The organism is Rothia sp. HMSC069C03 (assembly GCF_001811075.1).
Lineage (GTDB): Bacteria > Actinomycetota > Actinomycetes > Actinomycetales > Micrococcaceae > Rothia > Rothia mucilaginosa.
In genome coordinates, this window is the sequence record NZ_KZ627137.1 from 326,727 (window position 1) to 339,783 (window position 13,057).

Genomic DNA, 13,057 nt, shown 5'->3' on the forward strand with positions numbered 1-13,057 from the left:
AGGGGCGTTCCGGCTAGCCGGAACGCCCCTCCTGCTGTTTTTGGGTGCTACACCGCTGCTGTCTTCTAAACCCGCCGGATAGAGGGTAATAGGGAAGAAAATTTATGCGTTATTCGGTGAATTTAGCGGGGTGGAAATAGTGGTGACTTCATCAAAAAATTCATGTGACGAAGATTTCATTTTTGGCTTAATCTATTTTTAAAAGCCAGCCGACTAGTCATAATGTAAATAAATACCAGGTCAGCCTAGCCTAAAAAATACCCCCGCAAACCCAATGACCCACTGTCTGATACACCACGAAAATACTGTTAAACAGTCAGCGCGCGATAGACTATACACAGACTTCCCCGCCGGGTACCAACCACTCGGCGGTTTATTCTGTAGATTTTGCCCTGCAGCAGACGACCCGCAGAACGGCGGGCACGGGGCGAACAGCTTCTAGAAAGGCACACCAATGACCTACGTAATCGCGCTTCCCTGCGTGGATGTCAAAGACCGCGCATGCGTTGAAGAATGCCCCGTCGACTGCATCTACGAAGGCGAACGCACCCTGTACATCCACCCCGATGAGTGCGTGGACTGCGGCGCCTGCGAGCCCGTCTGCCCCGTAGAAGCAATCTACTACGAAGACGACGTCCCCGAAGAGTGGACCGAATACGTCAGCGCCAACGCAGACTTCTTCGACGACCTGGGTTCCCCCGGCGGCGCAGCAAAGCTCGGCCCCACCGGCAAGGACGTGCCCTTCATCGCGGCACTGCCCCCTCGTGGTGAGTAGTAGCCTGCGGCTAATAATAGGTACAACCGCATAGACTGCCCGCACCCGCTAACGGGTGCCAAGAGCCTCCATCACAGCACCCGGTGCCCACGCACCGTCTAGGCGCTGGAATGGAGGCTTTTGCTGTAGGCACGCCAGCGCCCGGACGCTAGACTAAAATGACGAAAACTATTCCCAAGCAACCAGGTGACACAATGACTTACGGCCTGAACCTGCCCGAATACCCCTGGGAGGCGCTCGCCCCCTACCGCGCAACCGCGGCCGCCCACCCGGACGGCCCGGTGGACCTGTCCATCGGCACCCCGGTTGACCCGACCCCGCAGAACATTCGCGAGGCGCTGGCGGCTGCCTCTGACGCTCCCGGCTACCCGACCACCCACGGCACCCCCGCCTTGCGTGAGGCTATTGCCGAGTGGTTTGAGCGCCGACGCGGCGTGAAGGGCCTGAGCCCGGAGGCAATCATGCCCACGGTCGGCTCGAAGGAGCTTGTGGCGTGGCTGCCGTTCCTGCTGGGCCTGGGCCCGGGCGATGTGGTCGTGTACCCGCGCGTTGCGTACCCCACCTACGATATGGGTGCCCGCTTCGCCCGCGCCGAGTCTGTGCCCGCCGATAGCTTGGATGAGCTGGACGCTGACACCCGCAGCCGTGTGAAGCTGATTTGGGTGAACTCCCCGGCGAACCCGAACGGCACGGTCCGTACCGTGGAGCAGCTGCGTGAGATTGTGGCGCAGGCGCGTGAAATCGGTGCCGTGGTGGCATCCGATGAATGCTATGCGGAGCTTGGCTGGGGTGCTTGGGATGAGGCGCGCGGCGGTCAGCCGGTGCCGTCCATCCTGGATCCTCGCGTGTGCGATGGTGATTTTACCGGCCTGTTTGCCGTGTACTCGCTGTCGAAGCAGTCGAACCTTGCCGGTTACCGTGCCGCGTTCATTGCCGGTGCCCCCGAGCTGATGCCGAACCTGATCAATAGCCGCAAGCACGCCGGCATGATTGTGCCCGCCCCCGTGCAGGCTGCCATGATGGTGGCGCTGGCTGATGAGGCGCACGTGGCGGCGCAGAAGGACCTGTACCGTGCCCGCCGCGAGGTACTGCAGGAGGCGATTGCCGCCGCCGGTGGCCGCATTGAGAATTCTGAGGCTGGCCTGTACCTGTGGACCACCTTCGGTGAGTCCACCTGGGATTCGATTGGTCGCCTGGCGGAGCTGGGTATTATTGCTGGCCCCGGCGTGTTCTACGGTGAGGACGGCGAAGACTACGTGCGCATCGCTCTGACCGCCTCTGATGAGGCGGTGGCGAAGGCTGCTGAGCGTCTGAAGGCATCTGCATCTAAGTAACGTTGCCGCTAAGTAGTCCCGACAGGCATGTAGTCCCGACGGGTCTAACTAGCCCGCATAGCAGAAAGCCCCCGCACCCTCCCGAAAGGGGAGTGCGGGGGCTTTGCCGTATCTGCTGATTGTCGTTGGCCGAGGGGCCCGAACGAGAAGGGCTACTTGCGGTCGCCGGGCAGAACGAACATCTGAACGGTCGGCGGGTTCGGGTTATCCAACGCATCCGGAATCAGGTTTCGGGTCACCTTCGCGGAGGTGCGCGACGCCAGCCTGTCCGTAATGCCGGTTGCTACAGCCGTCAGAACAAAGTTCACCGTTACGAAGAGTGCCGCCGCCAGAATCAGGGTCTGCAGCACGTTGCCGTCACCGGAACCGATGCGGCGCGCCGAGGCGAGTAGCTCCGGGTAGGAGATGATGTAACCGAGTGCGGTGTCCTTCAGAATCACCACGAACTGGCTGAGCATCGAGGGCATCATTGCGGTGAACGCCTGCGGAAGCAGAATCCGAATCAGCGTCTGGGTCGGGGTCAGACCGATCGCAAGACCCGCCTCGCCCTGACCGCGAGGAAGCTGCTTCACGCCCGAACGCAGCAGCTCAGCAATCACCGAACCGTTGTACAGGGTCAGACCAATGACCACGGCGATGAAGGGCAGCTGAGCAGGCGGAAGACCGCTGTACTTGCCCAAAAAGAGCCAGAAGAAGATCATCATGATCAGCACCGGCACGGCGCGGAAGAACTCCACCACCACGGTGCCGAACCAGCGGATAACGCGGTACTGGGAGAGTCGAGCAATACCGAAGACCACACCGAACGCAACCGAGGTAACCACCGAAACCGCTGCCGCCGACAGGGTCGAGGCGAGGCCCGGCAGGTAGTAGGAACTCCAGGCGCGGGCGGTGAACAGATCAGTCCACTTTTCTGCCTCCAGCTGCCCCTTCTGACCCATCACGGTCAGCACATACACCGCAAATAGTACAAACAGGACTACCGCAGCAATGTTGAAGATGCGGATACGACGCTGCGCAATAGGACCCGGCTCATCGAAAAGCACCGAAGAAGCGGCGCGGGTGTCATTACTGATAAAAGGGTTTTTCATCGCTTTACCGCCAGCTTACGGGATGACCAAGTGGTCAACGCACCAATGGGAACAACAATGATGACGAAGCCCAACGCAAACATGATGAAGATAGCGAGCACCATGTTCGCGTCGAACTCAATCATGGATTTCATCAGCCCGGAGGCCTCAGCCACCGACGCGACCGAAGCGACAGTGCTGTTCTTCGTCAACGCAATCAGAGTATTGCCGAGCGGGGTAATGGCGCCGCGTAGAGCCTGAGGGAAAATCACCAGGCGGGCGGTATCGAAGAAACCCAGACCGATAGCGCGTGCCGCCTCAGCCTGACCCTTCGGCACGGTGTTCACACCCGAACGGATCGCCTCGCAAATAAACGCCGAATGGTAAATCGACAGGGCAATGACCGCGTACACGAAGAAGTTCGTGTCGAAATCGTGCGAGAAAGAGAGCTGGAACTGCGTCCACACACCCAAAATGGCGAAAGTCATCATGATGGTGAGCGGAGTATTACGGACAGTGTGCACATAGGCGGTGCCCACCCAGCGCAGGGACGGGACGGGGCTGATGCGCATGAGCGCCAGCACGGTACCGATGACGAAGGAGCCAATAGCCGCCCAGAAGGTCAGCTGAATATTGGTCATGAAGGCACCAACCACATCGTACTTGGACAGGAGGGTGCCGAGTTGGTCAAAGAATGACATTCGTGAACCTCTCTAGAGGCCTAGGCGCAGGAGGTGCCCAGGTGCGGCGGGTTGGTTTCGGTGTTGTAGTGGTAGCCGGTGCCTTCGGTGTACTTGGTGATGAGCTTCTCCCAGGTGCCGTCGGCAACCATCTCGTTGATGGCGTTGTTCACGGCTTCGCACTTGTCGGTGCCCTTGGGCAGGCCCACGCCGTAGCGTTCGGTCGTAAAGGGGGAGCCGACCACTTTCAGCTTGCTCTTGTTCGCTTTGGTGGCTGCCAGACCGGCGAGGGTAATGTCGTCGGTGGTGACGACGTCCACCACACCGCCGTTGAGGGCGACCACGCAGTCGGAGTAGCTGTTCTGCTTGACCAGGTTCACGTTCTTAGCGAACTTATCCTGCACCTTCTGGGCGCTGGTGGAGCCGGTGACGGAGCAGAGGTTCTTGCCGTTGAGGTCGTCGGGGCCGTGAATATCGGTGTTATCGGCACGCACGAGCAGGTCCTGACCAGCCGTGTAGTAGGGGCCGGCGAAGTCCACGGTCTTCTTGCGGCTTTCAGAGATGGAGTAGGTCGCAAAAATCATGTCTACCTGACCGGTGTTGAGCATGTTTTCGCGGTTAGCGGCGGGGGATTCGACGAACTCAATCTGCTCTTCGGAGTAGCCGAGCTTGCCGGCGACGTAGCGTGCCACCTCCACATCGAAACCGGTGTAGGTGTTGCCGTCCTGGTAACCGAGGCCGGGCTGGTCTACTTTGATGCCGATGCGGATCTTGTGGTCGCTGTCTGCGCTGGAGCATCCGGCGAGGACGCCGGTCAGAGCGAGGGATGCTGCTGCGGCGAGTGCCGCGAGCTTGCGTGAATATTTTTGCATGGTGGTCCCTCTGCTTCAGTGGTTGATGATCTTGGAGAGGAAGTCCTTGGCGCGCTCGCTCTTCGGGTTGGTGAAGAACTCGTCCGGGTGCGCCTCTTCGACGATCTCGCCGTCGGCAAGGAAGACGATGCGGTCTGCAGCCTTGCGGGCAAAACCCATTTCGTGGGTCACCACGATCATGGTCATGCCCTCCCTCGCGAGGGAGACCATGGTGTCGAGCACTTCGTTGACCATTTCGGGGTCGAGCGCGCTGGTGGGTTCGTCGAAGAGCATGACCTTAGGTCTCATGGCGAGTGCGCGGGCGATGGCGACGCGCTGCTGCTGACCGCCGGAAAGCTCTGCGGGCATCTTGTGCACCTGGGAATCCACGCCGACTTTCGCGAGCAGGTTCATGGCTTCTGCTTCTGCCTCTGACTTGGATATCTTGCGGATTCGGCGGGGTCCAAGGGTTACGTTATCGAGGATGTTCTTGTGCGCGAAGAGGTTGTATGACTGGAAGACCATGCCGACTTCGGCGCGGAGCTTGGCGAGGGCGCGGCCTTCTTCGGGTAGTTCTTGTCCGTCAATGGTGATGGATCCGCTGGTGATGGTTTCGAGGCGGTTAATGGTTCGGCAGAGGGTGGATTTGCCGGAACCGGAGGGGCCGAGGAGGACGACGACCTCACCTTTTCCCACGGAAAGATTGATGTTCTTCAGAACGTGGTTGGTGCCGTAGTACTTGTTGACGTTGGCGATTTCGATGAGGTTTTTCTGCGCTTCGGGAGCTGCCTGTGCGGACATTTTGAACCCTTTCACGTGAGGTGCGTCTATGATGCGGGTTGTCTGTATGCTGAGTTTTCAGCTTACGCCTCAGGCGGTTTCCTGTCTGCAAAATATTCACTTTACTGTGTAAGCAATGTGAATTTTTAAGCATGAATGCATAGTTATAGTATTTTTGACGTAAAAATATGGGTAAAAAACACCCCATCTTCATAAAAGGCTCTGACTAGGGAATATATTCTGCCCTTTCTCTACGCACTCACGAGGTGTCAAACGTCTTTAGGGAGGTAGTCACGACTTGGTAAAAATTTCGAAAAAAGCGTAAAAAAGTGCCCGATAGGTGAGATAACACCTATCAGGCACTCTTCCACACCCCTCACAAGGGTCTAAAACAGCTTAGGCTTCGTAACCGTTGGGGTTGTTCTTCTGCCAGTTCCAGTGGTCGCGAACCATGGTCTTAATGTCGCGGCTAGCGCTCCAACCCAGATCCGCCAGAGCAGAGGAAGGATCAGCGTAAGAGACCGCAACGTCACCGGGGCGACGATCCACAATCTTGTACGGCAGCTCCTTACCGCACGCCTCCTCGAACGCGTGCAGAACCTGCAGAACCGAGTAGCCGTTACCGGTACCCAGGTTCCAGGTGTGCAGACCGCCGTGCTGGGTAATGTAATCCAGCGCCTTCAGGTGACCGTCAGCCAGGTCAACCACGTGGATGTAGTCGCGCACGCCGGTACCGTCAACGGTCGGGTAGTCGTTACCGAAGACGTTCAGGTACTCGCGGCGACCCACAGCAACCTGCGCGATGAAGGGCACCAGGTTGTTCGGGATGCCCGCCGGGTCCTCACCAATACGGCCGGACTCGTGCGCACCAACGGGGTTGAAGTAACGCAGCAGAGCAATGTTCCACTTGGAGTCGGAAGCAGCCAGGTCAACCAGCATGTCCTCGATGTGCTCCTTGGTGCGGCCGTAGCAGGACTGCGCATCCATGTTCATCTTCTCGATCAGAGGCATGGACTCGGGCTCACCGTACACGGTAGCGGAGGAGGAGAACACGATGGAGCGGCAGTCAGCCTCGTCCATTGCGTACAGCAGGTTCAGGGTGCCAGCCACGTTGGTCTGGTAGTACCACAGCGGCTTCTCAGCGGACTCGCCCACAGCCTTCAGGCCCGCAAAGTGAATCACAGCGTCGGGGCGAACCTGCTTGAAGAGAGCCTTCATGCCTTCGAGGTCGAGCAGGTCAACCTTGTGGAACTCGGGGGCGCGGCCAGCGAGTTCAGCGACGCGCTTGAGGGACTCCTCGGAAGAGTTCGCGAGGTTATCCATGACGACGACGTCGTGGCCTGCCTTGAGCAGTTCAAGTACAGTGTGGGAGCCGATGTAGCCGGCGCCGCCGGTAACGAGTACCTTCATGATGTCCTTTCGGGCTTTATCTATCCGGAAAAAGTGCTCCGGATGGGGGACAAAAGCTGTTGAGCTGTATCTAATGGTACAGCCGTGCATGCGGTGTAAGTACTGCGGAACACTGTGCGCTTGTGCACTCTGATGTGAGCATGTGGGAGGCGTTATTGAGGTGTGTCGCCACTCGCCCCCACCTCGCTGTATAGCTTGCGTCTAATCCCACCAGAAATACCACTGGCGGCTCTGGTGAATAAACTCCGTCAGCTGCTCAAAATCCTCAAACACCTGGAACGGAAGATCGGAACAAAATGCGAATTGCTCGACCGCCAGATTCTTCGCCTCGACCGGGTCGGTGACGGGGCGTTCCACCAGAAACTCTAGGCAGTCAGCACCGTCAAGAGCCGACGGGATGGCACCGTACTTTTCACGCCAGTAGTGGGTGAACGCCAGCTGCGTTTCAGCGCCCGGGCAGTCATTCCAGCCGCCGAAGGGCAGGTACGCGGGAATATCGGCGGGGTCATCGGTCGGAACCTGCAGCAGGAGCATCTCGCCTTGATCCTCCTCATCCGCAAGCTCGTAGCAGAGCAGAGCAGAAAGAGTCGGGGCGTCAGCTTCGGGCTCCTCATCGGGAAGAAAATCGGAGCTCATAAACTCGTTAACAAGCTCGTTGAGGTTGAAGTCGTCAGAGCCCTCCTCGTGAGCATCTTCGCCGTCATCGGCAACCCGGCGCAGCTGCTGGGCAATGACGGCGCTACCGTACTCTTCGGCGGAGGCGCCACCCCGGGCGGTACGGTAACGCTGCAGAACAGCACGAGTGTAGGCGCTCACCTGCTCGGGGGTCAGAGTCTCAACATCGTCAATGATGTCGTGCTCAAGGGACACCGCAATGACCATGCTTTCAAGCACTGTATCGTTCAGGTTCAGGAAGAAGGGGACGAACCCCTCCGCGTGCCCCAGCTTAGCCAGCTCATCGTAACGAGCCATGGCATCAGCTGCAGGAGCGCCCACCGCAATACGCTCGTGCGGGTAGGGGAAGAGACGCGTAAAGTGCCGGTAGGTTTCGCTCATCGTCGACTCTGGCTTAGTTGATTCGGGCATCTGAGTTCCTCTCTGAACTATACAGGTGGTCAGTCATGGCGGGTGCGCTGTACCCGGTACTACCAGCCTAGCGAAAGCCCGAGCATCCCGCCCTGAAAACGGTCATCGTAGCCGTCGCGGATTCGCGCCCAGCCTGTAAGAGCGACGAAGAGAGAACACAGGGCGCAGAAAAGGGGCCGGGATGCTTCACGCGTCCCGACCCCTAAAGTTCACTGGCCGATCCCCAACGTTCGCAAGGGCAACCAGAGCTAGTCCAGACCCAGCACTAGTTCAGGTGCAGTGCCTCGTTCAGCTCCACGGTGTTCTTCGCACGCGGCAGAACCTCAATCGCGCCGCTGATCGAATTGCGGCGGAACAGCAGGTTCGACACGCCGGACAGCTCCGCAGCCTTCACTACGCGCGCCTCCTGACCGGGCAACAGAACACTCACGCGCGAACCGGCGGTCACATACAGGCCAGCCTCAACCACGCAGTCATCACCCAGGGCAATACCGATACCGGACTCCGCACCCAGCAGGGAACGCTCACCAATGGACACGCGCTGAGTGCCGCCGCCGGAAAGCGTACCCATCGTGGAGGCGCCGCCACCCACATCCGAGCCGTCGCCCACCACAACGCCCTGAGAAATACGCCCCTCAACCATGGAGGTGCCCAGGGTGCCGGCGTTGAAGTTCACGAAGCCCTCGTGCATCACGGTCGTGCCGGACGCCAGGTGCGCGCCCAGGCGCAGACGGTCACCGTCGCCAATGCGCACACCGGCGGGAACCACGTAATCCACCAGGCGCGGGAACTTATCAATGTGGCTCACGCTCAGGTGGCCCAGCTTGCGCAGACCAATCGCCAGCTTCTGGAACTCGGCGGCAAGCACCGGGCCGTGGTTAGTCCACGCAACATTCGCCAGGGTACCGAACAGGCCGTCCAGGTTCAGCTCGTTGGGGCGAACCAGAGTGTGGGAGAGCAGGTGCAGACGCAGGTACGCGTCGACTGCGTCTTCGGGTGCCTCATCCAGGTTGATGGAGGCGGTACGCACCTCGGTACGGGCGTTGCGCGCAGGGTGCTCAACGGCCAGGTCCTCCAGCTCGTCCGCGATGGACAGGTCGGGGGTCTGGGTGAGGGAGGGGGCGGGGAACCAAGCATCCAGGACGGTGCCGGCGTGCTCGCCAGAGACAACAACATTGACCAGTGCAACGCCGGAGGCGTAACGGGGAGTGTTTTCAGACATGCCTCCCATTATAGTTTTGGGGGTGAGAGCCCCTTCAAGACCGTCTCATATGCTCGATATGGGAGTTATGGGCGCGGGTGTGTGTACCGGGGAACCTGTAAGGTGGAAGGATGAGCGTTTCCCCGAATATTTCTGAGCGTCACCCTGTACCGCAGCCGCCCCTGAACCTGGACGTGTCCATGCCCGAGCTGACCCGTGCCCTGCTGGATTACAAGTCGGTTTCCGGCAATGAGCAGCCAATTGCTGACGCCGTGCACATGGCGCTGTCGTTCTGCCCGCACCTACGGCTGACTCGTGACGGGGACGCCGTTATCGCCCGCACCGAGTTCCCGCCGCTACCCGGCGCTGAGGACGAGCGCACCCGCATTATTCTCGCCGGTCACCTGGATACCGTGCCCCTGCCCACCGTTGCGGGCTCGCTGGGTACCGTGCCGTCCACGGTGCGTGAAGAAGAGGAGGGGTATGTGCTCTACGGTCGCGGCGCCACCGACATGAAGGGCGGCGTGGCGGTTCAGCTGAAGCTCGCCGCCGAACTGACCGCGCAAGACACCGACTACAACCTGACCTACATCTTCTACGACAACGAAGAGGTCGCCAGCGAGCTCTCCGGCCTGGCGCGTCTGATTCGCAACCACGGCGAGCTCATCACTGACGCAGACTTCGGTGTGCTGCTTGAACCGACCAACGGCACCATTGAGGGCGGCTGCAACGGCACCATGCGTTTCTTCGTGCGCACCCGCGGCCTCGCCGCCCACTCGGGACGTGCATGGCGCGGCGAGAACGCAATTCACACCCTGGCGCCGGCGTTGGTGGCGCTCGCCTCCTACGAACCGAAAACTATTGCGGTGGAGGGCCTGGATTACCGTGAGGGCCTGAACGCGGTGCAGATTGCTGGTGGCGTTGCCGGTAACATGATTCCTGATGCGGCGGCAATGCACGTGAACTACCGGTTCGCGCCCGATAAGACCCTGGATGAGGCGGTCGCCCACGTGCGTGAGGTCTTCGCCGGATACGAGCTGGACTTTGTGGATCTTTCCCCGGCGGCACGCCCCGGCCTGGACACCCCGCTGGCAGCTTCCCTGATTGAGGCGGTGGGGCAGGAGCCTCAGCCGAAGTACGGTTGGACGGACGTGGCGCGCCTGAGCGAGATCGGTATTCCCGCCGTGAACTTCGGCCCCGGTGATGCCCTGCTGGCTCACACCGATAATGAGCACGTGAGCTTTAGTCAGCTGACCCGCTGCCACGCGGATTTGCGTGCCTGGCTACTCAGCGACCGTGACGAGGACTAGTCGCGGCGCTAACTCTGGTTGGTGCTGATTCTGCCGGTGCTGGCGCTACTATTTGAATTTAGGTGACCGTCAGGGGTTGACGGTCCTGCATGATATGAGATTGACATGAACTTTCTTCTGATTCTGCTTGCCCTGCTGATTTCGGGCATTGCGGTGCTCTCCGTTGTGGCGCTCTCCGGTGAGCGTGCCGTGCCCGGTGCCGCGTTCTTCAGCGGTGTGGGCCGTGACGGTCTGGGCACCTTCGACCGTGTGGAGGATTTCGGCTTTATCGCTCCTCTCGTCGGTGCACCCGAAGATAACAAGGTACTCGAGAACGCACCCGCCGCGGAGGCAGCCGCTTCTATCACAGAATCTGCTGATGCTAACGTCGCTGCCGCTGAGCCGGTTCGTCGCAGTGCGGTTCCCCTGTCTGATGATGCGGAGAGCACTTTGAGCGCGCATGACTTTGTGGAGAAGCGAAAGAACCCGCAGGCTGAGGGTGCGCTTTCGGTGGCTGAGGGGAGCTAGCGCCGGTGAGTGTTCCTTCTCAGCACACTAGTCCTGGTCCGCCTGCCCGCGCTGACTCTGCCACTCTCACCGCCTCCACGAAGGAGCAGGGCGAGTCCTTTGATGAGTTGCTGACCTGGGCGTATACCGCCGCCGGTGAGCGCCTGTACCGGGTGGGGGAGCGTCTGCGTGCCCTGCCCGCGTGGCTGTCGGTACTGCTGATTTACGGTCTGTCCCGCGTGTGGGGCTTCATCGTGTTTGCCGTGGTCGGTCAGCAGCAGCTGCGCAGCCCGTGGGGTCAGCATCTGGATTATTTGTCGTTCATTAGCATCTGGGATGCCGGCTGGTATGAGCAGATCGCGGTGCAGGGCTACCCGAGTGAGCTGCCGGTGAATGCGGCGGGTGTGGTTCAGCAGAATCAGTGGGCTTTTTACCCGATTTTCCCGCAGCTTTCCGGCGCTATTAGCCATGCAACGGGCATCGGCTATTACCCGGTGGCGGCGACGGTTGCTCTGATCGCCGGTTTCGCGGCGGCGTGGGTGATTTACCTGCTGTTTGAGGCGTCGTTGAAGGCGACCGGTTTCAAGAGCGAGGAGTCTCCTTCTGCGCTGTCCATGTGGGCTGTGGCGTTGGTGTCGTTCTTGCCGGTGGCGCCGGTGCTTCAGGTGCCGTACGCGGAGTCACTGAACCTGGTGTTCCTTGCCGGTGCGCTGCTGTGCCTGGTTCAGGGACGCTACGGCCTGCTGGTTCCTGTAACGGCGTTGGCGTGCCTGTCCCGTCCGGTGGGTGTGCCTCTGGGCGCGGCAGCCGGCCTGTGGTGGTTTGCATGCTGGGTGCGTTCGAGCCGCCAGTCGGGTATGGGCACGGCGTTTGTGCGTCATCTGGGGCAGCTGGTGAGCGCCTTGGTGGTGTGTGCGTGTGCGCTGGTGTGGCCTGCGATTGCGTGGTGGGCTACGGGCCGTGTGGATGCGTACACTGCCACGGAGACGGCGTGGCGCGGTACCCATTTGGCGCCGATTCAGCCGTGGCTTTCGCAGGGGTACCTGTACTTTGGGTATGCGGCTCCGGTGCTGCTGACTCTGCTGATTTTGGGCTTTATTGCTCTGTGTTTGAGCCCTCTGGCGCGTAGGGTTTTGGCGGCTCCCTTGAACCTGTGGTGCCTGAGCTATTTTGCGTATTTGATTCTGTTTTTGAATCCGCAGTCGTCGACGTTCCGTCTGTTGTTGCCGTTGTTCCCGCTGGTGATTGTGGTGGCGGCGGCGAGCCGTTCGCGGGCGTATCGTTGGGCGTTGTTGGTGGCGGGTGCGTGTGCGCAGTGGGGCTGGGTTGGCTGGCTGTGGCATTGGAAGCAGCTCCCCGGCGGCGGAGACTACCCGCCGTAAACCGAATATCGTGACTGGAGACCGCCGGTGCGCTGCCGGCGGTCTTTTGCGTTCGGGAGGCGGGCGTGCCTGCGGTTGGAGCCGCAGCGTTTTAACCCGGCGGCGGAGACTACCCGCCGTAAACCGAATATCGTGACTGGAGACCGCCGGTGCGCTGCCGGCGGTCTTTTGCGTTCTTAGCCGTGGGCGCAATGCCCCTCCGCGGTGCTGTAGCGTACACCTTCTGCTTGTCCAGAGCTTAAAGACACGTCCAGAAAGCGCCGCGGGTTCGGCGGTGCTGGCTCGGAACTGATAATCTATATTCTGTGTTTGGTATTAGTGGCACCGAGTTTATTATTTTGGCCGTTATCACGTTCTTTGTGATCGGTCCCGAACGCATGCCCGAATACGCCCGACAGATCCGTGAATTCGTCAAGACCGTGCGCCGTATGGCGTTCGATGCGAAGGACGACTTCAAGGAAGCCCTGGGCGAGACGGGTCTGGAAGATATTAACTGGCGCCAGTACGACCCCCGCCAGTACGATCCGCGCGTGATTGTGAAGCAGGCATTCGCTGAGGATGACGCCGAGCGTGCGCGTGAGGCAAGGGAACGTGAAGAGGCGCTGCTGAAGGAGAAGGAAAAGGCTGAGAGCCGTGCTCTTCCGCGAGGCGCATACGCCCCCTTCGACGTGGACGCCACCTAAGATTTTGAA

The 13,057-nt window shown here is 60.3% G+C and carries 13 protein-coding genes; 6 read left to right on the forward strand and 7 right to left on the reverse strand.

Going from position 1 to position 13,057, the window contains the following annotated elements; translation table 11 throughout:
* Positions 1-454 precede the first annotated feature (454 nt).
* Together fdxA and dapC are read left to right on the forward strand one after the other, a co-directional pair.
* Positions 455-775 carry a ferredoxin gene (fdxA, locus tag HMPREF2779_RS05570; RefSeq protein ID WP_049354209.1) on the forward strand — a complete coding sequence of 107 codons (321 nt, stop codon included), beginning with the start codon at positions 455-457 and terminating at the stop codon, positions 773-775.
* A gap of 194 nt (positions 776-969) precedes the next feature.
* Entirely contained in the window at positions 970-2,109 is a 1,140-nt protein-coding gene (gene dapC / locus HMPREF2779_RS05575) for a succinyldiaminopimelate transaminase (RefSeq protein WP_105361017.1), read from the forward strand.
* Positions 2,110-2,261: 152 nt separating this feature from the next.
* Here the strand turns inward: dapC and HMPREF2779_RS05580 are convergent, their stop codons facing one another.
* The 7 genes from HMPREF2779_RS05580 to dapD all read right to left on the reverse strand — a co-directional run bounded on the left by HMPREF2779_RS05580 (position 2,262) and on the right by dapD (position 9,217).
* Positions 2,262-3,200 (reverse strand): amino acid ABC transporter permease, encoded by a 939-nt coding sequence (locus HMPREF2779_RS05580; protein ID WP_105361018.1) that lies wholly within the window; start codon positions 3,198-3,200, stop codon positions 2,262-2,264.
* Positions 3,197-3,880, reverse strand: a complete 684-nt coding sequence (locus HMPREF2779_RS05585; RefSeq protein ID WP_070685415.1) for an amino acid ABC transporter permease — start codon at positions 3,878-3,880, stop codon at positions 3,197-3,199. Before HMPREF2779_RS05585 ends, HMPREF2779_RS05580 begins: the two co-directional genes overlap by 4 nt.
* Positions 3,881-3,900: 20 nt before the next feature.
* Entirely contained in the window at positions 3,901-4,731 is an 831-nt protein-coding gene (locus HMPREF2779_RS05590; RefSeq protein ID WP_105361019.1) for a glutamate ABC transporter substrate-binding protein, read from the reverse strand.
* A gap of 15 nt (positions 4,732-4,746) precedes the next feature.
* Positions 4,747-5,511: an amino acid ABC transporter ATP-binding protein gene (locus tag HMPREF2779_RS05595; RefSeq protein ID WP_105361020.1), complete on the reverse strand. Its 765-nt coding sequence runs from the start codon at positions 5,509-5,511 to the stop codon at positions 4,747-4,749.
* 375 nt (positions 5,512-5,886) lie between these two features.
* Positions 5,887-6,900, reverse strand: coding sequence for a UDP-glucose 4-epimerase GalE (gene galE, locus HMPREF2779_RS05600; protein ID WP_105361021.1), 1,014 nt, complete (start codon positions 6,898-6,900; stop codon positions 5,887-5,889).
* 201 nt (positions 6,901-7,101) lie between these two features.
* On the reverse strand, positions 7,102-7,986 hold the full coding sequence (locus HMPREF2779_RS05605; protein ID WP_105361022.1) for a DUF4253 domain-containing protein: 885 nt from the start codon (positions 7,984-7,986) through the stop codon (positions 7,102-7,104).
* A gap of 265 nt (positions 7,987-8,251) precedes the next feature.
* The gene (dapD, locus tag HMPREF2779_RS05610) at positions 8,252-9,217 is read right to left on the reverse strand and encodes a 2,3,4,5-tetrahydropyridine-2,6-dicarboxylate N-succinyltransferase (RefSeq protein ID WP_005505235.1); all 966 of its coding nucleotides are present in this window, start codon (positions 9,215-9,217) and stop codon (positions 8,252-8,254) included.
* Between the two features lie 101 nt (positions 9,218-9,318).
* Between dapD and dapE the strand changes: the two genes are divergently transcribed.
* The 4 genes from dapE to HMPREF2779_RS05630 all read left to right on the forward strand — a co-directional run bounded on the left by dapE (position 9,319) and on the right by HMPREF2779_RS05630 (position 13,048).
* A complete protein-coding gene (gene dapE, locus HMPREF2779_RS05615) occupies positions 9,319-10,497 on the forward strand; it encodes a succinyl-diaminopimelate desuccinylase (RefSeq protein WP_105361023.1) in 1,179 nt (392 codons plus the stop codon).
* A gap of 105 nt (positions 10,498-10,602) precedes the next feature.
* The gene (locus HMPREF2779_RS05620) at positions 10,603-11,004 is read left to right on the forward strand and encodes a taurine ABC transporter substrate-binding protein (protein ID WP_105361024.1); all 402 of its coding nucleotides are present in this window, start codon (positions 10,603-10,605) and stop codon (positions 11,002-11,004) included.
* 5 nt (positions 11,005-11,009) lie between these two features.
* On the forward strand, positions 11,010-12,365 hold the full coding sequence (locus tag HMPREF2779_RS05625; RefSeq protein ID WP_105361025.1) for a hypothetical protein: 1,356 nt from the start codon (positions 11,010-11,012) through the stop codon (positions 12,363-12,365).
* Positions 12,366-12,670: 305 nt separating this feature from the next.
* Positions 12,671-13,048, forward strand: coding sequence for a twin-arginine translocase TatA/TatE family subunit (locus HMPREF2779_RS05630; RefSeq protein WP_070685402.1), 378 nt, complete (start codon positions 12,671-12,673; stop codon positions 13,046-13,048).
* The last annotated feature ends 9 nt before the right edge of the window (positions 13,049-13,057 follow it).

What these genes read in the sequence shown, in the direction of transcription:
- fdxA (WP_049354209.1), top strand. Translation starts at nt 455, where the DNA reads ATGACCTACGTAATCGCGCTTCCCTGCGTGGATGTCAAAGACCGCGCA.
- dapC (WP_105361017.1), top strand. Translation starts at nt 970, where the DNA reads ATGACTTACGGCCTGAACCTGCCCGAATACCCCTGGGAGGCGCTCGCC.
- HMPREF2779_RS05580 (WP_105361018.1), bottom strand. Translation starts at nt 3,200, where the DNA reads ATGAAAAACCCTTTTATCAGTAATGACACCCGCGCCGCTTCTTCGGTG.
- HMPREF2779_RS05585 (WP_070685415.1), bottom strand. Translation starts at nt 3,880, where the DNA reads ATGTCATTCTTTGACCAACTCGGCACCCTCCTGTCCAAGTACGATGTG.
- HMPREF2779_RS05590 (WP_105361019.1), bottom strand. Translation starts at nt 4,731, where the DNA reads ATGCAAAAATATTCACGCAAGCTCGCGGCACTCGCCGCAGCAGCATCC.
- HMPREF2779_RS05595 (WP_105361020.1), bottom strand. Translation starts at nt 5,511, where the DNA reads ATGTCCGCACAGGCAGCTCCCGAAGCGCAGAAAAACCTCATCGAAATC.
- galE (WP_105361021.1), bottom strand. Translation starts at nt 6,900, where the DNA reads ATGAAGGTACTCGTTACCGGCGGCGCCGGCTACATCGGCTCCCACACT.
- HMPREF2779_RS05605 (WP_105361022.1), bottom strand. Translation starts at nt 7,986, where the DNA reads ATGCCCGAATCAACTAAGCCAGAGTCGACGATGAGCGAAACCTACCGG.
- dapD (WP_005505235.1), bottom strand. Translation starts at nt 9,217, where the DNA reads ATGGGAGGCATGTCTGAAAACACTCCCCGTTACGCCTCCGGCGTTGCA.
- dapE (WP_105361023.1), top strand. Translation starts at nt 9,319, where the DNA reads ATGAGCGTTTCCCCGAATATTTCTGAGCGTCACCCTGTACCGCAGCCG.
- HMPREF2779_RS05620 (WP_105361024.1), top strand. Translation starts at nt 10,603, where the DNA reads ATGAACTTTCTTCTGATTCTGCTTGCCCTGCTGATTTCGGGCATTGCG.